This is a genomic window from Segatella hominis (genome assembly GCF_019249725.2).
Lineage (GTDB): Bacteria > Bacteroidota > Bacteroidia > Bacteroidales > Bacteroidaceae > Prevotella.
Window position 1 is genome coordinate 1,503,208 of sequence record NZ_CP137559.1, and the last position, 26,148, is coordinate 1,529,355.

Below are 26,148 nucleotides of genomic sequence, written 5' to 3' on the forward strand. Positions count from 1 at the left end.
CAAATCTTTTAAATATTAACAATTTAACAATCTAAACTATAAGAATTATGGATATCGAAAAAGTAAGAAGCCGCTTCATCAAGCACTTTGATGGTAAAACAGGTAATATTTATATGTCTCCAGGCCGCATCAACCTTATCGGTGAACACACCGACTACAATGGTGGATTCGTATTTCCAGGTGCAGTAGATAAGGGTATCATGGCAGAGATTCGTCCTAACGGTACAGATACAGTAATGCTCTACTCTATCGACTTGAAAGACCGTGTAGAATTCAAGGTGAATGATCCTGAGGGTCCTCGTACTTCTTGGGCACGCTACATCTATGGTATCTGTCAGGAAATGATGTCATTGGGTGTTGAGGTGAAAGGTTTCAATGCTGCATTCTATGGTGACGTGCCTCTCGGTGCAGGTATGTCTTCTTCTGCTGCTCTTGAGAGCTGCTTCGCATTTGCTTTGAACGATCTCTTCGGTGACAACAAGGTTTCTAAGTGGGATCTCGTATTGGCCGGTCAGGCTACTGAGCACAAGTATATCGGCGTAAACTGCGGTATCATGGACCAGTTTGCTTCTGTATTCGGCAAGGAAGGTAAATTGATGCGCCTCGATTGCAACAGCCGCGAGTTTGAGTACTTCCCATTCAACCCTCAGGGCTATAAGCTCTGCTTGGTAAACTCTAAGGTTAAGCATGAGTTGGCAGGTTCTCCATACAACGACCGTCGTAACTCTTGCGAGAATGTGGTTAAGCACATCGCTGCTAAGCATCCAGAGGCTAAGTTCGAAACCCTCCGTGATTGTACATGGGAGCAGTTGGAAGAGGTTCGTGCAGAAGTTGGCGAAGAGGATTACAGCCGCGCTCACTTCGTATTGGGCGAGAAAGACCGCGTATTGGCAGTCTGCGATGCGCTCGAAAAGGGTGACTACGAGACTGTAGGTCAGAAAATGTATGAAACTCACTATGGTTTGAGCAAGGAATATGAAGTAAGTTGCGAGGAGCTCGACTTCTTGAACGACGTAGCTAAGGAGAATGGTGTTACAGGTAGCCGTATCATGGGTGGCGGCTTCGGTGGTTGCACCATCAACTTGGTAAAGGACGACATCTATGACAAGTTCGTAGAGGATGTTACTGCTAAGTTCACAGCCAAGTATGGTCATGCTCCTGAGATTTACCCTGTAGTTATCTCTGAGGGTTCTCACAAGGTTTGCTAATATACATTATAATATATTATATAACTAATACACATGATATGCTATATCAAGTATAATTATATAATGTATCAGAAAAAACAAGTCCACGAAAACTAATAAAAGGTTAGTTTTTCGTGGACTTTTCTTATTTCCATCATGTCACATACAAACAGACTATTTTAAGCTATTTCATCCCTGTTTTCGTCCACAATAATACAAATAGTGTTAAAAACACACTTTAGAACAAAAATAATAAGGAAAAAGTATTGTACTTTCGAGATAAAGTATTAATTTTACACCCAAATAATAAAGTTTCTAATAATCAACCTAAAAATGAAAGATATCAAAAATCTAATTTTGGGAGCTGGCTTAGTAACAGTCATGCTTTCTGCATGTGAGAATTCAAACCTCACACAGTCTGGTTTAAATCCGGCTGATTTCGACTCAACTGTCCTCGGCAAGAAAACGGAGTTGATTACCCTCAAGAACAATCAGGGTATGGAAGTTTGTCTTACCAATTATGGTGGACGCGTAGTTTCCATTTCTGTGCCAAACAAGGATGGTAAGCCAACAGACGTTGTATTGGGTTATGACAATATTCACCAGTATGCCGACACCCTCAACTCACCATCAGACTATGGTTCTTCTGTAGGTCGTTATGCCAACCGCATCAAGGACTCCAAATTACAGTTGAATGGCCAGACCTATCAGTTGAAGGCAAACGACAATGGCAACTGTCTGCATGGTGGCGGTGCCACAGGCTGGTTGAACCAGGTTTACGACGTAACAGCCAAAAACGATTCATCCGTTACATTCACTATCCATGCTAAGGATGGCGAGAATGGTTTCCCTGGTAATGTAACAGCAACAGCCACCTATACTGTCAAGAGCGACAACACCCTTGATATCGTATTTGGAGCAACAACAGATAAGGAGACTGTCATCAATATGACCAACCATTCCTACTTCAATCTCAACGGCGATCCTTCCAAGGAAGGTTTCGACCAGATTATGTATGTGAATGCCGACAAGTTCACTCCTTCAGACAAACTCTATATTCCTACAGGAGAAATCAAGGATGTGACAGGTACTCCTATGGACTTCCGCACTCCTACAGAAATTGGCAAGAAGGTGGATTACAACTTTGAGCAGATTAAGAATGCTACAGGTTATGACCACAACTGGTGCCTGAACACATACAAGAATGGCAAGGGCGATGACAAGACTGTTTGCGCCAGCCTCTACTCTCCTAAGAGTGGAATCCTGCTTGAAGTATTCACCAATGAACCAGGTATTCAAGTCTATACCGGTAACTTCCAGGGCACAGGCATCTCTTGCAAGCATGGCATCAAGTATCCTAAGCATGTAAGTGTATGCTTCGAGAGCCAGAAATATCCAGACTCTCCTACCAAGATTTCACAGGGAGTGAAGGATTGGACTGACGCAACCTTAAAACCAGGCGAGAAATACTACTCTCACCTTGCTTATAAATTTAGCGTAAAGAAATAAGACTCCTCTTATCAAAGCCTTTTCCTTATTCATTTAAGGAAAGGCTCTGAAAACTCAACAAAGAGAAGAAAACTCTATAAAGGGGAAAGATAAAACTATTAATAATAAACACAACAATCTTATAGTAAAATTATGAATTGGAATTCAACAGAATTCGTATGGCTGGATTGGACAGTACTCGCCATTGGTGTAGTTGGCGTTATTTGGGCAGTATGGCATGCGATTGTGAAAGACAGAAAGGCTCAGAAGGGCGAAGACTCTTCTGCTTACCTCTTCGGTAAGGGCGAGCCATGGTATGTTATCGGTATGGCTATCTTCGCAGCCAACATCGGTTCAGAGCACCTCGTGGGTCTTGCTGGTACAGGTGCCAAGAGTGGTGTCGGAATGGCTCACTGGGAGATGCAGGGTTGGATGATCCTCATCCTCGGTTGGTTGTTCGTACCTTTCTATCAGTTGCTCATCAACAAGATGGGTAAGATCATCACCATGCCTGACTTCCTGAAGTTCCGCTATACTCAGCGTACAGGTTCATGGCTCTCTATCATCACACTCGTTGCTTACATTCTCACCAAAGTGAGCGTTACCGCACTTACAGGTGGTATCTTCTTCGAGTATCTCTGGGGCTTGAATTTCTGGGTAGGTGCTATCGGTTTGATCATCCTCACCACCATCTTCACCGTATTCGGCGGAATGAAGGGTGTAATGACTCTGTCAACCATCCAGACTCCTATCCTCGTCATCGGTTCATTCCTCGTGCTCTTCCTCGGTCTCTCTACCCTCGGCGGTGGAAGCGTCTCTGCAGGTTGGGCAGATATGATGGACTACTGCGGCAAGTTGAACAACGGCTACGGAACAACCCACATGTTCCACTGGGAGGCAGGTGACTCAATGTATCAGGAGTATCCAGGTTTCGTAGTATTCATTGGTGCAACCATCATTGGTTTCTGGTACTGGTGTACTGACCAGCATATCGTTCAGCGTGTACTCGGTCAGGTTCCTGGCGAAAGCAACGTAGAGGTAATGAAGCGTGCCCGCCGCGGTACTATCGCAGCCGGTTTCTTCAAGGTTCTCCCTTGCTTCATGTTCCTCATTCCAGGTATGATTGCAGCTGCCTTGGCTCAGAAGGGCGCAATCCAGATGAACGAGACTGATGCAGCCTTCGCCATCATGGTAAAGACCGTGCTTCCTGCAGGTATCAAGGGAATCGTAACCATCGGTTTCATCTGCGCACTCGTTGCTTCATTGGCAGCATTCTTCAACAGCTGTGCTACCCTCTTCACCGAGGACTTCTACAAGCCATTGAAGAAGGGAATGTCTGAGGCTCACTACGTACTCGTTGGCCGTATCGCTACCGTAGTAGTTGTAATTCTCGGTTTTGCCTGGTTGCCAATCATGATGAAGATGGATACATTGTACAATTATCTCCAGGGTATCCAGTCACTCCTGGCTCCAGCTATGGTAGCCGTATTTGCGATGGGTATTTTCTTCAAGAAGATTACTCCAAAGGCAGGCGAATACACCATGATTACCGGTTTCCTCATCGGTATGCTCCGCCTCGTTACCAACGTCATTACCGATACTGGTAAGGCAACAATGGATGGTGCGTTCTGGGATTATACCGCATGGTTCTGGCAGACCAACTGGCTCGTATTCGAGTGCTGGCTGCTCGTCTTCCTTATCATCTTCATGGTAGTCGTGAGCTGCTTCACTCCAGCCCCAAGCAAGGAGCAGGTAGAGGCAATCACCTTCACATCCGACTTCAAGAAGTCTATCCGTGAGAGCTGGGGTGCGTTCGATATCATTGGTACAATCGTAGTAATCGGCCTCTGCGCTGCATTCTACGCATATTTCTGGTAAAAAGCATTTTCGCCAGGCTGACTCTGGCGAACAATACAAATATCACACAAGTCTGTCTCCTTATAGGCAAGTCCTGAAGGAGGCAGACTTGAACTAAAAAGACAACCACTTTTTACTATTCTAAAAAAGACATTCAAAGAAATAAAGGCTGTAAAAAGCCAAACGATAATAATCATCAAAAATCAAAACATCATGACACAATTTTATAACGAACATTCCAAAGTCCTCGTTTCTGTTGACTGTATCATTTTCGGTTTCAACGGAAGCCAGTTGCAATTGCTCATCGGCAAGCGCCAGATGGATCCAGGTCGTGGAGAATGGTCTCTCTATGGAGGCTTCGTAGGTCAGAACGAAACTTTGGAGGATGCAGCCAATCGTGTCATTCTGGATTTGACAGGTATGAAGGGATTATACATCCGACAGGTAGGCGCATTCGGTCGTATTGACCGTGACCCAGGCGAGCGTGTCATCTCTATCGCCTATTGCGCTCTCATCAACGTAAAAGATTATGATGATTCTCTCAGAATAAGATATGGTTTGGAATGGGTAAATCTGAATGAACTCCCTAAGTTGTATTCCGACCACAACCAGATGATTCAAAATGCGATATCACAAATTCGCCGCCGCATCAACAATGAGCCGTTGAGTTTCAAGTTGCTTCCAGAACTGTTCACCCTTACACAGTTGCAGCATGTTTTTGAGGCCGTGATGGGTGAAGAAATCGATAAGCGCAACTTCCGTAAGCGTATCAAGGATATCGACTTCATAGAGAAGACTGAACTTATCGACAAGATATCCTCTAAAAGAGGAGCTGCTCTCTATCGCTTCAACAAGAAAGCATACGAACAAGATCCGTATTTCAACCTGAAGTAATAGAAAGCCATTAAGATAGAAAATTATTCGAAACTAAATATACAACAATTAATAAAAAGGACATAAAACTATGTTAGAAGAATTGAAAGAAAAAGTGTTCAAGGCTAATCTTGACCTTGTAAAACACAACCTTGTGCTCTTCACATGGGGAAATGTAAGTGGCATCGACCGTGAGAAAGGTCTCGTTGTCATCAAACCATCAGGTGTAAGTTATGACAACATGAAAGCCAGCGACATGGTAGTAGTTGACTTGGAAACAGGCAAAGTAGTAGAAGGTGATTTGAATCCTTCATCTGATACTCCTACCCATTTGGTTCTCTACCGTGCTTTCCCAGAGTTGGGCGGTGTGGTACATACACATTCCACATATGCTACAGCTTGGGCTCAGGCTGGCATGGATATTCCAAATATCGGTACTACACATGCTGACTATTTCCACGACTGCATCCCTTGCACCGAGGCCATGACTGAAGATATGATGGCTGAGTATGAGCACAATACAGGCGTAGTGATCGTTGACCGTTTCAAAAAGGACAATATCAATCCTGTTCATACTCCAGGTGTGTTGGTGAAGAACCATGGTCCTTTTACATGGGGTAAAGATGCAGACGAAGCTGTTTACCACGCAGTAGTAGCAGAGCAGGTAGCCAAAATGGCGTTCATCTCTTTCAGCGTGAACCCAAATACTACCATGAATCCGCTGCTCGTAGAGAAGCACTTCAGCCGCAAGCATGGTCCTAATGCCTACTACGGTCAGAAAAAGAAGAAATAATTCCGAAGAAAAAAATAATAATAAACTAACAATATAACAACAACAATCATGATTAAAGCATTTGAAAATTTAGAGGTTTGGTTTGTAACTGGTGCACAACTTCTTTACGGAGGTGAGACAGTTAAGATAGTAGATGGTCACTCTAAGGACATGGTAGATGGTCTCAACAACAGTGGCATCATCCCTATCAAGGTGGTTTACAAAGGCACAGCTAACTCTTCTGTAGAGGTTGAGGCTGTAATGAAGGCTGCCAACAACGACAATAAATGTGTAGGTATCATCACATGGATGCACACCTTCTCTCCTGCTAAGATGTGGATCAAGGGCTTGCAGGCTCTCGAGAAGCCACTCCTCCATTTCCATACACAATATAACGCAGAACTCCCTTGGGATTCTATCGATATGGACTTCATGAACCTCAACCAGTCTGCTCACGGCGATATCGAGTTCGGCCATATCTGCACTCGTATGCGCATTCCAAGAAAGGTAGTAGTAGGTTACTGGAAGAGCGAAGAGGCTCAGAAGCAGATTGCAACATGGGCTCGCGTAGCAGCAGGTGTTGCTGATGCTCACAACGTACGCTGCTTGATGTTCGGTATGAATATGAACAACGTAGCCGTAACAGATGGCGACCGCGTAGAGTTCGAGCAGCGCATGGGTTACCACGTAGATTACTATCCTGTATCTTCACTCATGGAGTACTACAAGAAGGTAACTGATGCTGAGGCTGATGCTCTCGTTGAGGAGTACAAGAAGGAATACACCATCAAGATAGATGAGTCAGGCGAGGAAGTATATTGGGAGAAAGTGAAGAATGCAGCTAAAGCTGAGATTGCTCTCCGTCGCGTATTGAAGGATGAGAACGCAGTAGCATTCACTACAAACTTCGACGACCTCGGCGATGCAGACGTCGACGATCCAAACTTCTGCGGTTTCGACCAGATTCCAGGTTTGGCTTCACAGCGCCTGATGGCAGAGGGTTACGGTTTCGGTGCAGAGGGTGACTGGAAGACAGCTTGCCTCTATCGCACACTCTGGGTTATGAACCAGGGCTTGGAGAAGGGTTGCTCATTCCTCGAGGACTACACACTCAACTTCGCAGCGGACCGCACATCTAGCCTCCAGAGCCACATGCTCGAGGTTTGCCCATTGATTGCAACAGACAAGCCAAAGCTCGAGGTTCACTTCCTCGGCATCGGTATCCGCAAGCAGCAGACAGCTCGCCTCGTATTCACATCTAAGACAGGTAAGGGTGTTAAAGCAACAGTAGTTGACCTCGGCAACCGCTTCCGTCTCATCGCAAGTGAAGTAGAGTGCATCGAGCCAAAGGCAATGCCTAAGCTCCCTGTAGCTTCAGCTCTCTGGGTTCCACAGCCAACATTCGAGATTGGTGCAGGCGCTTGGATCCTCGCTGGTGGTACACACCACAGTGCATTCTCTTACGATATCACTGCTGAGTACTGGGAGGACTTCTGCGAGATTCTGGGTATTGAGTTCGTTAACATCGACAAGAACACAACTATCAGCAGCTTCAAGCAGCAGCTCCGCAACAACGAGATTTATTACATGCTCAACAAAGCATTGAGATAATTTAAGTGAAGAGTGAAGAACGAAGAGTGAAGAATTCAAATGATTTTCAAGGCTTTACCCTTTGTTCTTTACATTAAAGAATAAAAGAATAATGAGCGCAAAAACTATTATAGAATCAGGTAAGGCCATTCTCGGTATCGAGTTTGGTTCTACCCGAATCAAGGCTGTCTTGATTGACACCGACAACAACCCTATCGCACAGGGTAGCTTTGAGTGGGAAAACCAGTTGGTTGATGGTTTGTGGACCTACAGCATCGACACCATTTGGAAAGGCTTGCAGGATTGCTACGCCGACCTCCGCAAGAACGTGAAGGCTGAGTACGACTGCGAAATCAAGCAGTTGGCTGCCATCGGTATCTCTGCGATGATGCACGGTTACATGGCTTTCGGCAAGGATGAGAACATCCTCGTTCCTTTCCGCACCTGGCGTAACACCAACACAGCCCAGGCTGCAGCCGAGCTTTCAGAACTCTTCCACTTCAACATCCCATTGCGTTGGAGCATCTCTCACGTTTATCAGGCTATCCTGAACGGTGAGGAGCACATCAACAAGATTGACTTCCTCACCACGCTCGCCGGTTACATCCACTGGCAGCTCACAGGCAAGAAGGTTTTGGGCGTAGGCGATGCATCTGGTATGCTCCCTATCGATTCCAACACCAACAACTACGATGCCGAGATGGTAGCTAAGTTCGATAAGCTTATCGAGCCTAAGAACTTGGGCTGGAAGATTCTCGACATCCTGCCAGAGGTATTGAACGCAGGCGAAGACGCTGGTGTTCTGACCGAGGAAGGTGCGAAGAAGCTCGACCCATCTGGAACTCTCCAGGCTGGTACTCCTCTCTGCCCTCCAGAGGGTGATGCAGGTACTGGTATGGTAGCTACCAACGCTGTTCGTCAGCGCACTGGTAACGTAAGTGCAGGTACTTCTTCTTTCTCTATGATTGTATTGGAGAAAGCCTTGAGCAAACCTTACGAAGTAATTGATATGGTGACAACTCCAGATGGTAGTCCTGTAGCCATGGTTCACTGCAACAACTGTACTTCCGACCTCAACGCTTGGGTTGGTTTGTTCAAGCAGTATCAGGAGTTGCTCGGTGTACCTGTGGATATGAACGAGGTATTCGGCAAGCTCTACAACCACGCTCTTGAGGGCGATGCAGATTGCGGCGGCTTGATTGCTTACAACTATATCTCTGGTGAGCCTGTAACAGGTTTGGCTGAAGGTCGCCCTATGTTCGTTCGTTCAGCCAACGACCACTTCAACCTCGCCAACTTCATGCGTGCCAACCTCTACGCTTCAGTAGCTGTATTGAAGATTGGTAACGATGTATTGTTCAAGGACGAGAAGGTGCAGGTAGATCGCATCACAGGTCATGGCGGTTTGTTCAAGACCAAGGGTGTAGGTCAGCGCATCCTCGCTGCAGCCATCAACTCTCCTATCTCTGTAATGGAGACAGCAGGCGAAGGTGGTGCCTGGGGTATCGCTCTGCTCGCAGGCTATCTCGTTAACAACGATGAGAAGCTGAGTCTGGCTGATTACCTCGACAAGAAGGTATTCGCAGGAAATACTGGTGTAGAAATTGCACCTACAGCAGAAGACGTAGCTGGTTTCGATGCATATATTGAGACCTATAAGGCAGGTCTTGCCATCGAACAGGCAGCTGTAGCCAATAAGAAATAAAATGAGTTTGTGGGGGATTTTTCCCTCACAAACGTATTTTTTAAAACGCATCTTATCGCAAGATGAGATTCGTTTTAATAAGATAAGGAAATATACCTTATTATATATAGGGGATAATATCATATATGGAAACCTAAAAAATTAAAACAACAAAAACGATGATGAACAGACTTATTGCAACTATGTTATTATCAACAACCGTTGCGTTCTCTGCCCAGGCTCAGGATGTGACAGGTACCATTCATGCCAATCAGGGCACCCAGAAGATTTACAAGGAAATCTATGGTCAGTTTGCCGAGCATCTCGGTAGCTGTATCTATGGTGGACTTTGGGTGGGTCCTGATTCTAAGATTCCCAACACTCAGGGTTATCGTAACGACGTACTCCAAGCCTTGAAGGACCTGAAGGTTCCTGTTTTGAGATGGCCAGGAGGATGCTTCGCTGATGAATATCACTGGATGGATGGTATCGGTCCACGTGAGAAACGCCCTAAGATGCAAAACAACAACTGGGGTGGAACCATCGAAGACAATTCCTTCGGTACTCACGAGTTCCTGAATCTCTGCGAAATGTTGGGTTGCGAGCCTTACATCAGCGGAAACGTGGGTTCGGGAACCGTTGAGGAACTTGCCAAGTGGGTAGAATACATGACCAGCGACGGCGATACACCTATGGCTAAGCTCCGCCGACAGAACGGTCGCGACAAGGCTTGGAAGGTAAAGTACCTCGGAGTGGGCAACGAGAGTTGGGGATGCGGTGGCAACATGCGCCCTGAATATTACTCAGACCTCTACCGCCGCTACTCTGTATATTGTCGCAATTACGATGGCAACCAACTCTACAAGATTGCATCAGGTGCCAGCGACTACGATTACAACTGGACCAAGGTGCTGATGGACCGTGTTGGTCATCGTGCCAACGGAATCTCCTTACATTATTATACAGTAACCGGCTGGGAAGGCAGCAAGGGTTCGGCTACCAAGTTCGACAACGACGATTACTACTGGACCATGGGCAAGTGCCTCGGCATTGAGGATGTCATCAAGAAGCACGAAGCCATCATGGACAAGGCTGACCCTAAGAAGCAAATCGGTCTTCTGGTCGATGAGTGGGGAACCTGGTGGGATGAGGAACCGGGCACTATCAAGGGCCATCTCTATCAGCAGAACAGTATGCGCGATGCCTTTGTAGCTGCGCTCTCACTGAATGTTTTCCATCGCCATTGCGACCGAATCCGTATGACCAATATCGCTCAGGTAGTCAACGTTCTCCAGTCAATGATTCTGACAGATACGAAGGGTACAGGTCACATGGTACTCACTCCTACCTACCACGTATTCAATATGTATAAGGATTTCCAGGAGGCAACCTACCTTCCGATGGATGTGAAATGTGATTCTATGGACGTTCGTGGCGACAGTCATGCGAAGGACGGCAGAAAGATTCCTCTGGTTTCTACATCTGCTGCCAAGAAGGCAGACGGAACCATCGTGGTTTCTCTTGCAAATGTAAGTCTTGACAAGGCTCAGGAAGTTGAGTTCAAACTGGATGGCGCAGCTGCTCCAAAGGCTGTAAACGGACAGATTCTTTCTTGCAAGAAGGTGACCGACTATAATGATTTTGAGCACCCTGAGGTAGTGAAGCCTGCCGTGTTCAAGGATGCAAAAGTCAAGAAAAACACCCTCAAGGTTAAAATTCCTGCAAAATCTATCGTAGTTTTGAAAATAAAGTAGTATATTTGTAGGGTAAAATCTAAAATTCATCAGCTCTTTTCATATAAGGAGCTGATGAACAAACAGTTCGACATTCTGAAACAGAATTGTCAAAGGAATATTTCAGCAGAAAATAATCAATAATAACAAAATAAAGTAATTTGTGTTATGAACGACATTAAAGTAATGAATCATGCAGCAGATAATATCCGTATCTTGGCTGCTTCAATGGTAGAAAAGGCAAACTCTGGTCACCCAGGTGGTGCTATGGGTGGTTCTGACTTCATCAACGTGCTCTTCTCTGAGTACCTGGTTTATGATCCAGCAGATCCAACATGGACTGGCCGCGACCGCTTCTTCCTCGACCCAGGTCACATGAGCCCAATGCTCTATGCTGGTTTGGCTTTGCGTGGTTTCTTCTCAATGGAAGACCTCAAGCAGTTCCGCCAGTGGGGTTCTGTAACTCCAGGTCACCCAGAGCTTGACCTTGAGCGTGGTATTGAGAACTCATCTGGTCCTCTCGGTCAGGGTCATGCACTCGCAGCTGGTGCAGCTGTTGCCGAGAAGTTCCTCGAGGCTCGTCTGGGTTCAACCATGATGCAGCACAAGATCTACGCATACATTTCGGATGGTGCTGTAGAGGAGGAAATCTCTCAGGGTGTAGGTCGTATCGCCGGTAACCTCGGTCTGAACAACCTCATCATGTTCTACGATTCTAACGACATCCAGCTCTCTACAGAGTGTGGCGTTGTAATGAACGAGGATACTGAGATGAAGTACAAGGCTTGGGGCTGGAATGTCATCAAGATCAACGGTAACGACGTGGCTCAGATTCGTGAGGCGCTCGATGCTGCCCAGAAGGAGCAGGATCGCCCTACCCTCATCATCGGTAAGACTGTAATGGGTAAGGGTGCCCTCCGCGCAGACGGCACAAGCTACGAGGCTTGCATCAATACTCACGGTGCTCCTCTCGGTGGCGACGCATACGTAAATACTATCAAGCACCTCGGTGGTGATCCTGAGAACCCATTCGTTATCTTCGACGATGTAAAGGAGATCTACGCTAAGCGTGCTGAGGAGTTGAAGAAGATCGTTGCTGAGCGCAAGGCTGCAGAGGCTGAGTGGCGCAAGGCTAACCCAGAGAAGGCTGCTCAGATGGATGAGTGGTTCAGCGGCAAGGCTCCTAAGGTAGATTGGAGCAAGGTTGAGCAGAAGGCTGGTTCAGCTACTCGTGCTGCTTCTGCTGCTTGTCTCGGTGTTTTGGCAGAGCAGGTTCCTAACATGATCTGTGCATCTGCTGACCTTTCTAACTCAGATAAGACAGATGGTTTCTTGAAGAAGACCAAGAGCATCGTTCGTGGTGATTTCTCAGGTGCTTTCTTCCAGGCAGGTGTTGCTGAGTTGACAATGGCTGATATGTGTATCGGTATGATGCTCCACGGTGGTGTGGTTGCAGCAATGGGTACATTCTTCGTATTCTCTGATTATATGAAGCCAGCAGTTCGTATCGCTGCCCTGATGCAGGTTCCTGTTAAGTTTATCTGGACTCACGATGCATTCCGCGTTGGTGAAGATGGACCTACTCACGAGCCAGTTGAGCAGGAGGCACAGATCCGCTTGATGGAGAAATTGAAGAATCACGCAGGCAAGGACAGCGTTCGCGTATTCCGTCCTGCTGATGCTGACGAGACTACCGTTTGCTGGAAGCTCGCTATGGAGAATGTTGAGACTCCTACAGCTTTGATCTTCTCTCGCCAGGGCATTGCCAAGTTGCCAGAGGGAACAGACTATGAGCAAGCAGCCAAGGGTGCTTACATCGTAGCAGGAAGCGATGAGAATCCAGACGTTATCCTGGTAGCTAGCGGTTCTGAGGTTTCTACATTGGAGGCTGGTTGCGAGGCTTTGCGTGCCGACGGCATCAAGGTTCGCGTGGTAAGTGCTCCATCAGAGGGCTTGTTCCGTGGTCAGAGCAAGGAGTATCAGGAGAGCGTATTGCCAAAGAACGCTAAGATCTTCGGTATGACTGCCGGTCTTCCTGTAACTCTCGAGGGGCTCGTAGGCGCCAACGGTAAGGTTTGGGGTATGGAGAGCTTCGGTTTCTCAGCTCCTTACAAGGTGCTCGATGAGAAGCTCGGTTACACAGGCGAGAACGTTTACAAGCAGGTAAAGGCTTTCTTGGCTGAGGCATAAAGAATACAAAAAGGAGTAAGAAGTGAAGGAGTTGGAGGGTTTTCAGACTACCCTTTTCCTCCTTCACCTGACTCCTTTTTTCATATAAATAAGTTCTAACCTTTAAATTTTAACGATTATGGAAGTAAAGACAGTAGGAGTTGCATGCGATCACGCAGGTTTCCCAATGAAACAATTTGTATTGCAGTATTTGGAGAAGAAAGGTTATCCTGTAAAGGATTATGGTACATATAGCGACGAAAGCGTTGACTACCCAGACTTCGGTCATGCACTTGGTGAGGGTATCGAGAGCGGCGAGGTTTATCCTGGTATCGGTATCTGCGGTAGTGGCGAGGGTATCTCCATGACCTTGAACAAGCATCAGGGTGTACGTGCTGGTTTGGCATGGAACAAGGAGATTGCTCATCTCATCCGTCAGCATAATGATGCGAATGTCTTGGTACTTCCAGGCCGTTTCATCGACAACAAGACTGCAGAGGCTATCATGGATGAGTTCTTCTCTGCTTCCTTCGAAGGTGGCCGCCACGAGCGTCGTGTCAAGAAGATTCCTCTTCAGAAGTAAGTATTCCAACTGATTCTTGAGAAAATGAACAAAAAGAACCAGTAAACCCATAGAAAATGTGCTTATTCCCAATATGGAAAATAAGCACATTTTTTTTATTTTTTGCTTGGCCATCTCATGATTTTGATGTACCTTTGCAACGATTAAGACAAACCCAACATAATCAACGGAACAACAATGAAAAAAATCATTTTTGGAATTGCTCTATTGCTCACTTCTTCATTGGCAATAGTAGCACAAGAAAACAAGAAAGCCTGCTGCAAAACCCCGTCTTCATGCGGCAAAAATGCGAAAGGTTATTATACCCAGTATTACGGCAACAACCCTCAACTCATCAAGGAGGCAGAAGCATGGGCTGCATCAGGGGTCTGGCAGAATGGTTTTACCAAAGCCCGCCCTCACCACAGTGTCAATCTCGTGGATTTCTATCTTCAGTATCAGAAGAATCCTGAACAGTGGAAGGCACTCTTCGACTACCTTGCTAAAACCGATTTGCTCAGTATTCCTGGCGGCAAGCACAAGATTCCCGGCTCATCACTCACCATCAGCGTAGAGGACAGCAAGAACAATCCGTTGGAAAAGCGCGGTTCTGAAAGCCACAACCATCACATTGATTTCCAGTATGTCGTCAAGGGCGTGGAGCGTTTCGGCATCATCGACCACTATACCAGTACACCCAACTGCAAGTACCGTCCTGATGTCATTCACTACGATTACAAGAAGTGCCGTACCAAGTTCTACGACAGTACTCCAGATGAATTCTTCATCTTTTTCCCTCGCGACTGGCACATCGCCAAGGTAGCCAATGATACTGACAATCAAGACATCAGAGTACTTGTCATCAAAGTGGATTATAAAGATTGATTAGCAGAATGAAACAATTGAAAGAAAACAAAGGAATAGAGCGCAGTTTGTTGCTGACGATGGCTGTTATAGCGGGCCTCACAGTAGCAAACTGCTACTATAATCAACCGCTCTTAGAGATGATTCGCCATGACATGGGCGTGAGTCAACATGAGGCTAATCTCATAACCGTTGTCACACAGATAGGCTATGCGCTGGGCTTATGTTTCCTGATTCCTATGGGTGACCTCTACTCGCGTCGCCGCATCATCGTCATCAATATGTCCGTAGCAGCCGTCATGGCCGTTTTCATAGCTTTTTCTCAAAGGGTATGGATTGTTTGGGGTGCCTCTCTCCTGCTGGGAGCCTGCTCAGTCATTCCACAATTCTTCATCCCTATAGCAGGACAATATTCCGAAAAGAAAAATAAAGGCAGAAACATGGGCATTGTCCTGTCGGGACTGCTTACGGGCATTCTTGCCTCCAGAGTGGTCAGCGGTTACGTGGGCGAATGGTTGGGCTGGCGCGAGATGTTTATCATAGCAGCCCTCATCATGATAGTCTGCCTGATTCTCACGCTCAAGATTATGCCGCAGATAGACAGCAACTATGTAGGAACATATAGGGGGCTGATGAAAAGCGTCTTTCACATTGTAGCCAACAATGCTCGCATACGTCTCTATGCCATCCGTGCAGCTTTCAGTTTTGGTAGTATGATGGCCATCTGGTCTTGTCTCGCCTTCCGCTTGGCACAAGCCCCATTCTTCTCGGGTAGCGAGATGGTGGGCACCTTAGGTATGTGCGGTATAGCTGGAGCATTAGCAGCAAGCGGATTGGGTAAACTTGTGAACCAATGGGGCATTAGAAAGTTAAGCCTTTATGGTGCCTGCCTGCAACTTGTAGCATGGACCACAGCTTATCTCTTTGGCGACACCTATATGGGACTTATTGTGGCTATTATTCTGGTTGACATCGGTTTACAATGTCTGCAACTAAGTAATCAGAGTGGTTGCATTCAGGAAATGCCTGAAGCATCAAACAGGGCCAACACCATTTTCATGACCACCTATTTTATTGGTGGCTCCTTTGGCACATATTGTGCCGGATTAGCCTGGACACATGAAGGCTGGATGGGTGTATGTGCAGTAGGAGCCGTCTTGGCAGCTATATCGCTCTGCATCACTATTTGCAGTACAAAGTAAAAGTCCCTCATAAAAGTGTGATATAAAATACATTACAAAATATCTTAGAAGATTTATTATTTTTGCAAAAAAAGTACAATATATATGAAACTAAACAAGATCCATCATGTAGCCGTGATTTGCTCCGACTATGAGAAATCCAAGCATTTCTACACAGATGTGCTCGGAATGAAGATTGTGAGTGAAAACTATCGTGAAGGACGTGACTCATGGAAGGCAGACTGCTGGCTTGATGACAACTATGTCATCGAGTTATTCTCCTTCCCTAACCCACCTGCACGTCCTTCCTATCCGGAAGCAGCCGGTCTGCGCCATCTTGCTTTTGAGGTAGATGATCTTTCGGAGGCAACTGATGAACTTGACAGTAAAGGCATCGCACATGAGCCTATACGCACGGATGAATATACAGGCAAGCGATTTGTATTCTTCAGTGACCCAGATGGTTTGCCGATAGAACTGTATGAAAAATAAAGATTCCGTTTAATCGTATTTGAGAGAATGCAGCAAATAAACACCCAATATTACAACTCGCCCTGTGGAGAGTTAATTCTAGCATCAGTGGGTGATGAATTGTGTCTTTGTGATTGGAATGAAATGCCATGTGCAGAGCGCAATAAGCTTCGACTTGCAAGGTATATGAACGCAGATTTCAAGATTGAAACATCCCCTATCCTGGAACAGACCAAGCAGCAACTGGAAGAATATTTTGCCGGCATCCGCAGGTCATTCGAAGTTCCGCTGCATCCTGTAGGAACAGATTTCCAGAAAAAAATATGGAATGCATTGCTCGATATACCTTACGGAGAGACAAGAAGCTATAAGGAAATCGCTCAAAGTATAGGCAATCCCAATTGTGTCAGAGCCGTGGCTGGAGCTATCGGAGCCAACGGCATCAGCATCCTCATCCCCTGCCATCGCGTTATCGGCAGTAATCGTTCCCTGACAGGCTTTGCCGGAGGACTGGAAGCAAAGAGAATATTGCTGGAGCTGGAGACTGAAAAACGTTGATTTTAAATAATTGTATAAGAGAGTATTAACAAATGGAACAAAAAGAAAATAAACAAAAAACTCAGGCTGCAGAAGATCAGGTTTCCTGCCCTCCTCAGCAGCCAGTGGAACCACATCCTTTCATTTCTGTCATACCGCTGGCAGTACTTATCACCCTCATCGTCATGGTTGTCAAGCTCTTCCCTGATGATGCCCTGGCGGGTGCCTCTCAGGTGGCCCTCATGATAGCCACAGCAGTATGCGTAGCACTCGGCATGGGAATCTACAATATGAAATGGAATATCTTCGAGGAGATGATCAAAAAGACTGTGGGCGATGCCGGAGTATCTATTCTGATTCTGCTGCTCATCGGAATGATGTCAGCTACCTGGATGATCAGTGGCGTGGTTCCCACATTAATATATTATGGTGTTCAGATCATGTCGCCGACCTTTTTCCTACCCTGCGCCTGCATCATCTCCAGCATCATTTCTGTGATGACGGGAACCTCATGGACCACCATTGCCACCATCGGTATTGCCCTGATGGGAATCGGTGATGCCCTGGGAATACCAGCCCCCTACACCGCTGGAGCCATTATTTCGGGAGCCTATTTCGGTGATAAGCTCTCGCCAATGAGCGATACCACCGTCCTGGCTTCAAGCATTGCCGGTGCCGACCTCTTCTCACATATCCGCTACATGCTCTATACCACCATACCAAGCATCCTGCTCTCGCTGGTACTCTATCTCATCATCGGACTCTGCTATGATTCCAAACCTGTGGATATCAGCCAGTATCTTACCGGTCTTAGTCATGGTTTCAATATCTCCCTGCTTACAATGCTCGTTCCTGCTTTTACAGGATGGCTCATCTACCGCAAGACCCCTTCTCTCATCACGCTTCTTCTTTCAGCTCTTTCTGCATGCATCTGTGCCCTCATCCTCCAGCCGGAAGTACTGGTAAATATTGCAGGAGAAGACAACATCACTGCCAAGAGCCTCTTTGAGGGAATCATGATAACCTGCTATACCCACACTCAGGTAGATTGCGGCATGGAGAACATCAATGAACTCGTGGCAACCCGCGGCATGGCAGGTATGCTCAACACCATCTGGCTCATTCTCTGTGCCATGTGTTTCGGTTCATGTATGGTGGCCAGCGGCATGCTTCACGCTATCACCCACATGCTTCTGAAAAGCATCCACAGCACCGTATCACTTGTCTGCAGTACCGTGACATCGGGCGTATTGCTCAATCTCGTTATGGGCGACCAGTTTCTGAGCATCATCATGAATGCATCTATCTACAAGGATGAATATGCTGAACGAGGCTACCGTCCGGAACTCTTAAGCCGAAGTACAGAGGATAGTGCTACCGTGACGAGCGTACTGGTTCCATGGACAGCCTGCGGTATGACGCAGAGTACGGTTCTCGGCATCCCGACACTGGTCTATCTCCCCTTCTGCTTCTTCAACATCATCAGTCCATTGATGAGTTGTCTGGTAGCTATTCTGGGCTTCGTACCCAAGCCCCAACCCAAGGAGGACAATGCATCTACAGCAGAAGAGTCTGATATCCATTAAATATATAGGAGATTAACAGATATAGGAGATAAATAGATATGAAAAAAGATTCGAGGGCAAACCATGCCAGATATGTAGAACTCAATTTGTTTCCTGAGGAGAAAGAGGATTATCAGAAAGATTCTGTCTCTTCAGAAAACAAGGAAAACCATACCTCTCCAGACAAAGAGTATGACTTGACAGATCTGTTTGAAAGGCTTTCGAAATCAGCATTCCGCAGCCGTTTTCACCTTTCGAAAAGGGATAAGGAATATATTGCAGAAAAGGGCTTGACAACCATCCGTAAGCATGCAGAGGATTTCGTTGCCAAACGTCTTGCTCCAGCCGTAATCCCCAATGACGGCAAGCAGACGCCGATGAGAGGTCATCCCGTATTCATTGCCCAGCATGCTACAGGCTGCTGCTGTCGTGGATGTTTCTCCAAATGGCATCATATACCTGCCGGAAGACAGCTGACCAGAGAAGAACAGCAATATGCAGTAGCGGTATTGATGGCATGGATTGAAAAACAGGTTTAGAAAGAGTGTGCATATCCCACCTGTGAATCCTGGCAGATCCGCATCTCAGACACAGTCTTCCCACAAGGGAGTTGAAGCTAGGTGCAGCATCACCTATCACTCCCCCCACCACTAGAGGTACTATGTTCCTGCAGTCGGGACAAGACATGGCTTCTATGTGCTGCCCCATGAAACCACGTCCCTCATATATTTCGGTCTCGTACCCACATTCCTGGCATCTGAATATCTTCTTTTGTGACATAAATAATCTCCTTTCTTACCAATTCAATACCCAACTTGCATTGGAGTATTTTCCGATTGTCTCAGCATCCTTGATGGCGTCAAGCTGACGGACATGCTTGTTTCTCTTGCTGATATCTATAGTTTTACCTTCCTTGTCATGACTGTTGAATTCCAGGAGATTTGCCGTAGATGCCGACTCATCTATGGGGCCAAAGCCTTCAGAAGGCACACCATCAAGCGTACAATTCAGCAGCACGCATTCCGCATCAGGATAATTTCTGCCCTTGTTGTCAGGAAGGCGGGCTATCACGGCATCCTTGCCCAATCCCTTGAAGGTACAGTCATTGAAGATGTTACCATGGTTCTCCCAGGTATTTCTAATCCACATGAAAGCATCATAGCTGGAAAGGATACAGTGATTGAAATAGGATGGACCTCTACCCAGCACCGTGTCACCTCCTCCATCAATCACGCAGTTAAGCCAGTAGGCAGAACCATTCACCTGAAGAGCATCACCGTCACCGATGACATGCACATTCTCTGCAAAGTTTCTTTCACCATTGAGCAGGAATCCCTCAGCCTGTCCCTTGCAATCTGTCTTGAAGGTGATATCCTTGAAAATCATGTCGGCACAGTTGTCTGCCGCCACAGCCGCACGGCGAGAAGGGAATGTTCCTTTCTGCTCATTGGTCTTGATATCAACCGGGTGAGGATTGAACACCTCGTTATTGGGGTAATGCACCACTACCCCATCCATGAATTCTCCTTGGATAGTAACAAATCGCTTATTGCGGAAATAAACCAGCTCTTCATAATCTCCCTTCTTCACGAAAACCTTTTTCCTGCTGGCTTCAGAAGGCAATGAGTCTGGTATCCAATCCATGGCACCTTGCAGAGTGGAGAAGTCTCCGCTGCCATCAGCTGCCACAACTATATGACGCAAATCTGCAGAAGGGGCTTTTTCCTTTGTCCTAAACGTCCATGACTTCTTGCCATTCCATCCCTCAATCGTACCCTTGCTGATCTTGATTTCATATTCATGTCCATATTCCAGCATATTGTTATGAAGATAAATGGTTGCTTTGTTCCCGTGACAGATGACCGGATAGAAGTGAAAGGCATCAGAGAAGCCACCAATGATGGTCTTCTGATACTTGCGCTTGTCTTCCTTAGCAGCACCTGATGGAGTTCCAGGACGGGTATTGCGATTGGTTACATTCTCCACCTTATATATATAGGGAACGGGAGTATAGACAGCATTGGGATTCTTGGGCTGTCCTTCGGTTGGTCCCGCCGGAATGCTCATATCGATTCTATCAACCACATTTCGAGTTGTCTTGTCCGTAACTGTGATTATGCCCTTGCTGCCAGTCTTTACAGTCTTGTCAAACACGATGACCAGATGTGTATCGATGTTGATGTCTTGGGCATTCTCCTGAGGATAAAAACTGACTGGAGTTTGTGCCATCAGGTTCATACATGTGATGATACCTGTCATTGAAATAAAGATTCGTTTCATATCAATAGCCTTTAATGTTGTTTTTGAGTGCAATATTACGAAAAAAAATCGAAATAACGTATTTTTTTGATGGAAAAATGTTTTTTGGGGCTGCGCAAAAAGGCAGCATCCTTTTGTCTGCCATACGGATTTTAGTTAATCTTCTTAATGATTTCTGAAATACAGAAATCGTTAACACTATTTTTGATAATATAGCTAGTTTCTATCAAAAAAATATATATAGAGCCAACTGTAAAGAGTATGAGTCTGGCAGAAGATACTTGTATTCTGACCAGTCTTTCCATCGATACTAATAAAGTTCCTGGTAACGGTAATGGAAATACTAACTGGGGGTCTAAAGAACATACTTTTAGGGAAGAAGAATGGTCGGATGAAGAGTGGGGAGAGATTTAGAAAGTTTCTCTGCTGATTATATGATATAATTCCCTTGCTTGTTGAATTCGAGAATCATATTTTCCCCAGTAAAATTTAAAAAGATGGCGCATCAAATGAGATGCGTCACCTTTATTTTCTTATACGGTTTACCACCCAAACCAAGGGCAGCCATCGTATGATCCTTGATAATCAACTCGCCTTTCTGCAAACCAGCTATCGCCGACTTGATTTCCTGGAAATCTTTACCCGACACACCAAAGAAGTTCCACTATCACACAATCTACAAATTCTGCGTATTATCCATTTTCACGCTTATCAAGCAAAAAACTGATAAACTCATCAGAGATATTAGAGATTTCTCCTTTATCATAAATTGTCAATAAATCAATGATAATGGTATCTCCTTCCTGGTAAAGATTATAAGTGATGACCCTTGCACCACCACTCTTACCTTTACCCTTACTAGCTATTGCCATTCTTACCTTTCTGACACCTTTGCCAAGACTAGTACCTTGGTAAGGATCCTGTTCTAAGCCTGTAAGAAAAGCATCATAGTCATCAAGCATTGAACGATATTTCTTGGAAAGCTTTCTAAGTTGTCGCTCAAATTCTTTTTCCGTATAAATCTTAACCTTCATACTACGCCTCCTCTTCCCGAAGTCTTCTCAACAAATCACGAGCATCCATCGGCTTAGTCCCATTCTTCTTATGAGCTTCCATTTCATCAAGAGCACGGTTGAGACTTTCTGCCACATAGGCTTCCTGCTCGGCTTGGCTCATATATCTTTCCTGGTAGCTATTTTCTGATTTGGAGATAGAACTGGCTAATTTTTCAGCATAGTCTTTGAGCTTAGCGACAAATTCGTCAAGCGTATATTGACCTGTAGAAGGTACTTGAAACTGAATATTAATCGTTTCCATCTTATTCCTTTCTTTTAAATTAACGCCACAAAAATAACGAAAAGAATTAGAAATGCCAAAGAAAAGAGCGACTTTCTTCATTTTAAGATACAAAAAAAGCCTTTCAGTATCAAAAATACCAAAAGGCTCTATTGTCCTATCTCGATTTCACTTCAAAAACATTCAATTTATTCCTTCAACCATAAGTTCATAAGCTGATCATCAATATAATACGTACTCTGAGAAGTAGAAATCAGATGATATTCCAGCAGTTTCTTCACAGCACTCTGCACACTACTTGCCGAGCGGAGACTATGCTTCTTCACAAAGCCAGAAGAGGTAATCTGACTAGCCATTCCCTCCTTAGCAACAGCATACAGAAGTTCCTTCTGCGGAAGAGTGAGACGGGAAAGTATCTCGCTAAACTTATGGTCATTATCCAATACCAAAGCATGGATGATGCTCTTTATCATCTCACAATCAGCCTCAGCCTGTGGCGCTGTTTGGTTGAAAGCCTCATGCATCACCTTCTGCATATAATAGGTATTGCCACCAAAAGCCTGATACACCAACTCTATAGCCTCCTCCTTAATCTTCTTATCAAACTTACCAAACAAACGGATAGCAAACTCCTTGTATTTATCAAGCGGAATCACCTCCAGATTCATCATATCAGCACTATTGTAAAAAGGATGCGCTTTCTCGGAAAACATCTTGGAAATTAGGTGACGCTCGCTGCCAGAGAAGATGAAATTAGCATTGCTGCACTTCTGAATATAAGTTCTGAGAATGGCCTCCATATTCTTCTCCGGATAATAGCCTATCTGCTGGAACTCATCAATGGCAACGATACATTTTTTATCGGCCTGCTCCAAACAGGCAAATATCTCATCCAATGTATAGAGCGGATTAGAAATATCACCCAACGAAAGATTAAACGTTGGGGTATTGGAAATCGGATCGTAACCGAAGCAGCCATTGATAGACTTCAGGGTGTTAACCACCATTCTCATCATCTTGGCTCCACGATGAGCTGCCAAATCAAATACAGCCTTTCCCAACTCGAAGGCAAATTCATGAATGCTGGAAGTTCGGAGAATATCGATGGAAATACAGATAAAATGGTCTTTGATAGCAGGAGAGTCCATGCAAAAGTCTATCAGTTTACTCTTGCCTACTCGTCTTGCAGCCATTACCACCATATTCTCGCCACTCGTTATCTTACTGATGATTCTTTCTGCTTCCTTTTCTCTATCGCAGAAATATTCGGGCTTGATATAACCCGTTATGATAAAAGGATTCTCCATATTGCGCACCATTTTAGAATGTTACTTTCGACTGCAAAGATAATTATTTATTTCGAATTATGCAAATTGCATAATGCAAATTGCATAATTCATATTGATTTTTCCTATTACAGAGGTAAAGTATCCTTCAAATCCTACAACTTTCCGTCAAAATATATAACCATATTTCATACACCTACAAGTTTTGAATCTAGCGACAAAAACAAGGGGGATTGAGAGACTGAAACACCCTATTTTCTGCTCTCTATTAGGAACAAGACCTATAGTTGTACAACTATAAAGTTACAGTTGTACAACTATACATGCTATGGTTGTACAACTCCAGAGTTATGGTCGTACAACTATAGGGGTTAAAATCGTACGACTATAGATTTTCCTCCACGCCATCATCCTGTAAAAATACACACAATTATCTGATTACCAGTACATTTTTCCATCTTCTTCATATTTACGATATTCTCAGAGAAAACAGAAGCGTCTGAAAATACGAGAACCTCAGCCAAGCTAATGTAAAGAAGATTCATTCTTTATATCGCCATCACACTTCATCTGTAATCTACTGATTTTCAAGAACATAACTTGTTGAAAATCTACATGACCTAACGATGCGCATCATTAACACCTAATAAAGCGCTTCGTTAGCACCTAATAAAGCGCATCATTAGACCTCAATAAAACGCATCATTAGACTATGATGGATAATGAAGGGTGAAAAAATGCTTAGGCACGGCAACTTTGCGCCCTGACTATGGCATTTTTGTGCCCTCTAAGGAGCAATTTTCCGTATGCAATGATACCTGCTCGGCAGCAATATCCACGATCTTCTTTCTACGAGCTACACCTATTATATAATGGGCATCCTTAGCACTGCAATGGAAATACTTCTTCACAGCAACTACCAGGTCTCCCTTCTTTACAGAAGTGACACCCTCAGGATAAGCACTACGGACAGCCTTCTCGATGTCCGACATCTTAAACTCTATGTGCTTCTTGTGGTGGTATAACGAAAATGCCAGCAGCATGACCACTACAAAGAAAACCAAAACAAATGTAACTTGAGTCATGGTATAAAATATTTATGTTAGATAATCTTTCACTATAAGATTTCGCAAATATAATACTTTATTTTTAAAAGACCAACCTTTTGCATCATTTTTTTTCGGAAAAACATTCTTTTTGTAATTTTTCTCAGTATTTGATGAATATTTCTATCTAATATTTTGTTATGTCGGAAATATTGCGTACATTTGCCGACAAAATCCATAAAAAACATAGAGAAAATGCAAGAAACCGTCAAAAAAGTTTTGAGCAGCGACTTCAATCGCAAGAAGGCTCTGATGTTTACCATCACCGCCCTGCTCACCGCACTAGTTTGGAATCTGCCCATCGACAGCTTTGGCATCGAGGGGCTGACAGTCGTTCAGCAACGCGTCATCGCCATCTTCGTCATGGCGGTCATGCTATGGCTCACCGAAGCCATTCCTGCCTGGGCAACATCAGTAGTCATCATCTTCGTATTGCTGTTCGGTGTATCCGACTCGGCCTTCAATATCATGCAAGGTTCCGAAGGCGAATACGGCAACCTCCTGGAATATCAGGGTATCATGGCCTGCTTTGCCGACCCTACCATCATCCTCTTCCTCGGTGGTTTCGTGATGGCCATCGCCGCCACCAAGAGTGGACTCGACGTACTGATGGCTAAGACTCTCATCGCTCCTTTCGGCAAGAAATCAGAAAATGTACTGTTGGGCTTCATGCTCATCACCGGCATCTTCTCCATGTTTATCTCCAATACTGCCACCGCAGCCATGATGCTTACCTTCCTGACTCCTGTGTTCAAGGCACTTCCTGCCAACGGGAAGGGAAGAATCGCACTCACCATGGCCATCCCTATCGGAGCTAACCTCGGCGGTATGGGAACTCCTATCGGAACACCTCCTAATGCCTTCGCATACAAGGTTCTTACAGCACCAGACGGACTCAATCTCGACATCGGTTTCGGAGATTGGATGATGATTATGTGCCCGATGGTACTCGTCATGCTGGTATTGGCATGGTTTATTATCCGCAAGATGTTCCCTTTCTCACAGAAGACTATCGAACTGCAGATTCAGGGAGACATCCAGTTCAACTGGCGTACCATCGTAGTAGCTGCCACCTTCATCCTGACCATCGTACTCTGGGTATTCGGTAAGAAATATTTCGGTATCAATGCCAATACCGTAGCCATGTTGCCTATCGCCATATTTGCATTTACCGGTGTGCTCACAGCCGACGACCTGAAGGAAATCGACTGGGCTGTCATCTGGATGGTAGCCGGTGGTTTTGCCTTGGGTCTTGCCATGAATGGTACGGGGTTAGCAGAGAATGCCGTGAAAAGTATTCCATTTGACACATTCAACCCGGTAGTCATCATGATCGTTTCAGGACTCGTCTGCTTTGCATTGAGTAACTTTATCTCCAACACCGCTACTGCAGCCCTCCTGATTCCTATCCTGACCGTAGTATGTGCCGGCATGGGCAGTTCACTCGAAAGCATCGGTGGAACCTCTACTATTATTATAGGTGTAGCCGTGGCTGCTTCCTGCGCCATGTCGCTTCCTATTTCCACCCCTCCGAATGCCATCGCCTACTCTACCGGACTCATCCAGCAGACCGATATGGTGAAAGCAGGTCTGACCATCGGTCTCATCAGTATGATTCTCGGATATGGTGTGCTCATCACTTTCTGTAAGATGGGTGTGCTTTAAAAA

General features: G+C 45.3%; 24 protein-coding genes and 1 pseudogene. 18 read left to right on the forward strand and 7 right to left on the reverse strand.

The window, feature by feature from the left end:
* Nucleotides 1-47 precede the first annotated feature (47 nt).
* The 16 genes from galK (at nucleotide 48) to KUA50_RS06300 (ending at nucleotide 19,072) form a co-directional block, all read left to right on the forward strand.
* The gene (gene galK, locus KUA50_RS06225) at nucleotides 48-1,208 is read left to right on the forward strand and encodes a galactokinase (protein WP_218456625.1); all 1,161 of its coding nucleotides are present in this window, start codon (nucleotides 48-50) and stop codon (nucleotides 1,206-1,208) included.
* A gap of 312 nt (nucleotides 1,209-1,520) precedes the next feature.
* On the forward strand, nucleotides 1,521-2,696 hold the full coding sequence (locus tag KUA50_RS06230) for an aldose epimerase family protein (RefSeq protein ID WP_022111247.1): 1,176 nt from the start codon (nucleotides 1,521-1,523) through the stop codon (nucleotides 2,694-2,696).
* Nucleotides 2,697-2,828: 132 nt separating this feature from the next.
* On the forward strand, nucleotides 2,829-4,553 hold the full coding sequence (locus tag KUA50_RS06235; RefSeq protein ID WP_218456626.1) for a sodium:solute symporter: 1,725 nt from the start codon (nucleotides 2,829-2,831) through the stop codon (nucleotides 4,551-4,553).
* A gap of 192 nt (nucleotides 4,554-4,745) precedes the next feature.
* The gene (locus KUA50_RS06240; protein WP_022111245.1) at nucleotides 4,746-5,426 is read left to right on the forward strand and encodes an NUDIX hydrolase; all 681 of its coding nucleotides are present in this window, start codon (nucleotides 4,746-4,748) and stop codon (nucleotides 5,424-5,426) included.
* A gap of 70 nt (nucleotides 5,427-5,496) precedes the next feature.
* Entirely contained in the window at nucleotides 5,497-6,198 is a 702-nt protein-coding gene (locus tag KUA50_RS06245) for an L-ribulose-5-phosphate 4-epimerase (RefSeq protein WP_022111244.1), read from the forward strand.
* Between the two features lie 48 nt (nucleotides 6,199-6,246).
* A complete protein-coding gene (gene araA, locus KUA50_RS06250; RefSeq protein WP_218456627.1) occupies nucleotides 6,247-7,788 on the forward strand; it encodes an L-arabinose isomerase in 1,542 nt (513 codons plus the stop codon).
* A gap of 91 nt (nucleotides 7,789-7,879) precedes the next feature.
* Nucleotides 7,880-9,472: a xylulokinase gene (locus tag KUA50_RS06255; RefSeq protein ID WP_218456628.1), complete on the forward strand. Its 1,593-nt coding sequence runs from the start codon at nucleotides 7,880-7,882 to the stop codon at nucleotides 9,470-9,472.
* Nucleotides 9,473-9,630: 158 nt separating this feature from the next.
* On the forward strand, nucleotides 9,631-11,205 hold the full coding sequence (locus tag KUA50_RS06260; protein ID WP_218456629.1) for an alpha-N-arabinofuranosidase: 1,575 nt from the start codon (nucleotides 9,631-9,633) through the stop codon (nucleotides 11,203-11,205).
* Between the two features lie 147 nt (nucleotides 11,206-11,352).
* Entirely contained in the window at nucleotides 11,353-13,374 is a 2,022-nt protein-coding gene (locus KUA50_RS06265; RefSeq protein WP_218456630.1) for a transketolase family protein, read from the forward strand.
* 118 nt (nucleotides 13,375-13,492) lie between these two features.
* Nucleotides 13,493-13,936 (forward strand): ribose 5-phosphate isomerase B, encoded by a 444-nt coding sequence (gene rpiB, locus KUA50_RS06270; RefSeq protein WP_118119112.1) that lies wholly within the window; start codon nucleotides 13,493-13,495, stop codon nucleotides 13,934-13,936.
* A 177-nt stretch (nucleotides 13,937-14,113) separates the two neighbouring features.
* A complete protein-coding gene (locus KUA50_RS06275) occupies nucleotides 14,114-14,800 on the forward strand; it encodes a YhcH/YjgK/YiaL family protein (protein ID WP_218456631.1) in 687 nt (228 codons plus the stop codon).
* An 8-nt stretch (nucleotides 14,801-14,808) separates the two neighbouring features.
* Complete coding sequence (locus KUA50_RS06280) at nucleotides 14,809-15,981, forward strand: MFS transporter (protein ID WP_218456632.1); 1,173 nt, start codon at nucleotides 14,809-14,811, stop codon at nucleotides 15,979-15,981.
* Between the two features lie 84 nt (nucleotides 15,982-16,065).
* On the forward strand, nucleotides 16,066-16,452 hold the full coding sequence (locus KUA50_RS06285) for a VOC family protein (RefSeq protein WP_022110289.1): 387 nt from the start codon (nucleotides 16,066-16,068) through the stop codon (nucleotides 16,450-16,452).
* 27 nt (nucleotides 16,453-16,479) lie between these two features.
* Nucleotides 16,480-16,989 carry a methylated-DNA--[protein]-cysteine S-methyltransferase gene (locus tag KUA50_RS06290; protein WP_218456633.1) on the forward strand — a complete coding sequence of 170 codons (510 nt, stop codon included), beginning with the start codon at nucleotides 16,480-16,482 and terminating at the stop codon, nucleotides 16,987-16,989.
* A 32-nt stretch (nucleotides 16,990-17,021) separates the two neighbouring features.
* Nucleotides 17,022-18,554 (forward strand): Na+/H+ antiporter NhaC family protein, encoded by a 1,533-nt coding sequence (locus KUA50_RS06295; RefSeq protein ID WP_256624213.1) that lies wholly within the window; start codon nucleotides 17,022-17,024, stop codon nucleotides 18,552-18,554.
* A 38-nt stretch (nucleotides 18,555-18,592) separates the two neighbouring features.
* Nucleotides 18,593-19,072, forward strand: a complete 480-nt coding sequence (locus tag KUA50_RS06300) for a DUF4186 domain-containing protein (RefSeq protein ID WP_218456634.1) — start codon at nucleotides 18,593-18,595, stop codon at nucleotides 19,070-19,072.
* Between the two features lie 4 nt (nucleotides 19,073-19,076).
* On the opposite strand, the pseudogene KUA50_RS06305 reads toward KUA50_RS06300, so the two are convergent.
* Nucleotides 19,077-19,313: pseudogene (locus KUA50_RS06305) on the reverse strand (hypothetical protein); the annotation flags it as partial.
* A 15-nt stretch (nucleotides 19,314-19,328) separates the two neighbouring features.
* Nucleotides 19,329-20,813 carry a pectinesterase family protein gene (locus KUA50_RS06310; protein ID WP_218456635.1) on the reverse strand — a complete coding sequence of 495 codons (1,485 nt, stop codon included), beginning with the start codon at nucleotides 20,811-20,813 and terminating at the stop codon, nucleotides 19,329-19,331.
* Between the two features lie 240 nt (nucleotides 20,814-21,053).
* Between KUA50_RS06310 and KUA50_RS06315 the strand changes: the two genes are divergently transcribed.
* Nucleotides 21,054-21,206: a hypothetical protein gene (locus KUA50_RS06315; RefSeq protein WP_218456636.1), complete on the forward strand. Its 153-nt coding sequence runs from the start codon at nucleotides 21,054-21,056 to the stop codon at nucleotides 21,204-21,206.
* 91 nt (nucleotides 21,207-21,297) lie between these two features.
* Here the strand turns inward: KUA50_RS06315 and KUA50_RS06320 are convergent, their stop codons facing one another.
* The 5 genes from KUA50_RS06320 to KUA50_RS06340 all read right to left on the reverse strand — a co-directional run bounded on the left by KUA50_RS06320 (nucleotide 21,298) and on the right by KUA50_RS06340 (nucleotide 24,459).
* Nucleotides 21,298-21,441: a hypothetical protein gene (locus KUA50_RS06320; RefSeq protein ID WP_218456637.1), complete on the reverse strand. Its 144-nt coding sequence runs from the start codon at nucleotides 21,439-21,441 to the stop codon at nucleotides 21,298-21,300.
* A 43-nt stretch (nucleotides 21,442-21,484) separates the two neighbouring features.
* Nucleotides 21,485-21,826 (reverse strand): type II toxin-antitoxin system RelE/ParE family toxin, encoded by a 342-nt coding sequence (locus tag KUA50_RS06325; protein WP_218456638.1) that lies wholly within the window; start codon nucleotides 21,824-21,826, stop codon nucleotides 21,485-21,487.
* Nucleotide 21,827: 1 nt separating this feature from the next.
* A complete protein-coding gene (locus tag KUA50_RS06330; protein ID WP_218456639.1) occupies nucleotides 21,828-22,109 on the reverse strand; it encodes a hypothetical protein in 282 nt (93 codons plus the stop codon).
* Between the two features lie 167 nt (nucleotides 22,110-22,276).
* Nucleotides 22,277-23,395 (reverse strand): AAA family ATPase, encoded by a 1,119-nt coding sequence (locus KUA50_RS06335; RefSeq protein ID WP_256624214.1) that lies wholly within the window; start codon nucleotides 23,393-23,395, stop codon nucleotides 22,277-22,279.
* A gap of 746 nt (nucleotides 23,396-24,141) precedes the next feature.
* Nucleotides 24,142-24,459, reverse strand: a complete 318-nt coding sequence (locus KUA50_RS06340; RefSeq protein ID WP_022110279.1) for a hypothetical protein — start codon at nucleotides 24,457-24,459, stop codon at nucleotides 24,142-24,144.
* A 216-nt stretch (nucleotides 24,460-24,675) separates the two neighbouring features.
* Here KUA50_RS06340 and KUA50_RS06345 point away from each other — a divergent pair, with 216 nt between their 5' ends.
* On the forward strand, nucleotides 24,676-26,145 hold the full coding sequence (locus KUA50_RS06345; RefSeq protein WP_218456640.1) for an SLC13 family permease: 1,470 nt from the start codon (nucleotides 24,676-24,678) through the stop codon (nucleotides 26,143-26,145).
* The last annotated feature ends 3 nt before the right edge of the window (nucleotides 26,146-26,148 follow it).

What these genes read in the sequence shown, in the direction of transcription:
- galK (WP_218456625.1), top strand. Translation starts at nt 48, where the DNA reads ATGGATATCGAAAAAGTAAGAAGCCGCTTCATCAAGCACTTTGATGGT.
- KUA50_RS06230 (WP_022111247.1), top strand. Translation starts at nt 1,521, where the DNA reads ATGAAAGATATCAAAAATCTAATTTTGGGAGCTGGCTTAGTAACAGTC.
- KUA50_RS06235 (WP_218456626.1), top strand. Translation starts at nt 2,829, where the DNA reads ATGAATTGGAATTCAACAGAATTCGTATGGCTGGATTGGACAGTACTC.
- KUA50_RS06240 (WP_022111245.1), top strand. Translation starts at nt 4,746, where the DNA reads ATGACACAATTTTATAACGAACATTCCAAAGTCCTCGTTTCTGTTGAC.
- KUA50_RS06245 (WP_022111244.1), top strand. Translation starts at nt 5,497, where the DNA reads ATGTTAGAAGAATTGAAAGAAAAAGTGTTCAAGGCTAATCTTGACCTT.
- araA (WP_218456627.1), top strand. Translation starts at nt 6,247, where the DNA reads ATGATTAAAGCATTTGAAAATTTAGAGGTTTGGTTTGTAACTGGTGCA.
- KUA50_RS06255 (WP_218456628.1), top strand. Translation starts at nt 7,880, where the DNA reads ATGAGCGCAAAAACTATTATAGAATCAGGTAAGGCCATTCTCGGTATC.
- KUA50_RS06260 (WP_218456629.1), top strand. Translation starts at nt 9,631, where the DNA reads ATGATGAACAGACTTATTGCAACTATGTTATTATCAACAACCGTTGCG.
- KUA50_RS06265 (WP_218456630.1), top strand. Translation starts at nt 11,353, where the DNA reads ATGAACGACATTAAAGTAATGAATCATGCAGCAGATAATATCCGTATC.
- rpiB (WP_118119112.1), top strand. Translation starts at nt 13,493, where the DNA reads ATGGAAGTAAAGACAGTAGGAGTTGCATGCGATCACGCAGGTTTCCCA.
- KUA50_RS06275 (WP_218456631.1), top strand. Translation starts at nt 14,114, where the DNA reads ATGAAAAAAATCATTTTTGGAATTGCTCTATTGCTCACTTCTTCATTG.
- KUA50_RS06280 (WP_218456632.1), top strand. Translation starts at nt 14,809, where the DNA reads ATGAAACAATTGAAAGAAAACAAAGGAATAGAGCGCAGTTTGTTGCTG.
- KUA50_RS06285 (WP_022110289.1), top strand. Translation starts at nt 16,066, where the DNA reads ATGAAACTAAACAAGATCCATCATGTAGCCGTGATTTGCTCCGACTAT.
- KUA50_RS06290 (WP_218456633.1), top strand. Translation starts at nt 16,480, where the DNA reads ATGCAGCAAATAAACACCCAATATTACAACTCGCCCTGTGGAGAGTTA.
- KUA50_RS06295 (WP_256624213.1), top strand. Translation starts at nt 17,022, where the DNA reads ATGGAACAAAAAGAAAATAAACAAAAAACTCAGGCTGCAGAAGATCAG.
- KUA50_RS06300 (WP_218456634.1), top strand. Translation starts at nt 18,593, where the DNA reads ATGAAAAAAGATTCGAGGGCAAACCATGCCAGATATGTAGAACTCAAT.
- KUA50_RS06310 (WP_218456635.1), bottom strand. Translation starts at nt 20,813, where the DNA reads ATGAAACGAATCTTTATTTCAATGACAGGTATCATCACATGTATGAAC.
- KUA50_RS06315 (WP_218456636.1), top strand. Translation starts at nt 21,054, where the DNA reads ATGAGTCTGGCAGAAGATACTTGTATTCTGACCAGTCTTTCCATCGAT.
- KUA50_RS06325 (WP_218456638.1), bottom strand. Translation starts at nt 21,826, where the DNA reads ATGAAGGTTAAGATTTATACGGAAAAAGAATTTGAGCGACAACTTAGA.
- KUA50_RS06330 (WP_218456639.1), bottom strand. Translation starts at nt 22,109, where the DNA reads ATGGAAACGATTAATATTCAGTTTCAAGTACCTTCTACAGGTCAATAT.
- KUA50_RS06335 (WP_256624214.1), bottom strand. Translation starts at nt 23,395, where the DNA reads ATGGAGAATCCTTTTATCATAACGGGTTATATCAAGCCCGAATATTTC.
- KUA50_RS06340 (WP_022110279.1), bottom strand. Translation starts at nt 24,459, where the DNA reads ATGACTCAAGTTACATTTGTTTTGGTTTTCTTTGTAGTGGTCATGCTG.
- KUA50_RS06345 (WP_218456640.1), top strand. Translation starts at nt 24,676, where the DNA reads ATGCAAGAAACCGTCAAAAAAGTTTTGAGCAGCGACTTCAATCGCAAG.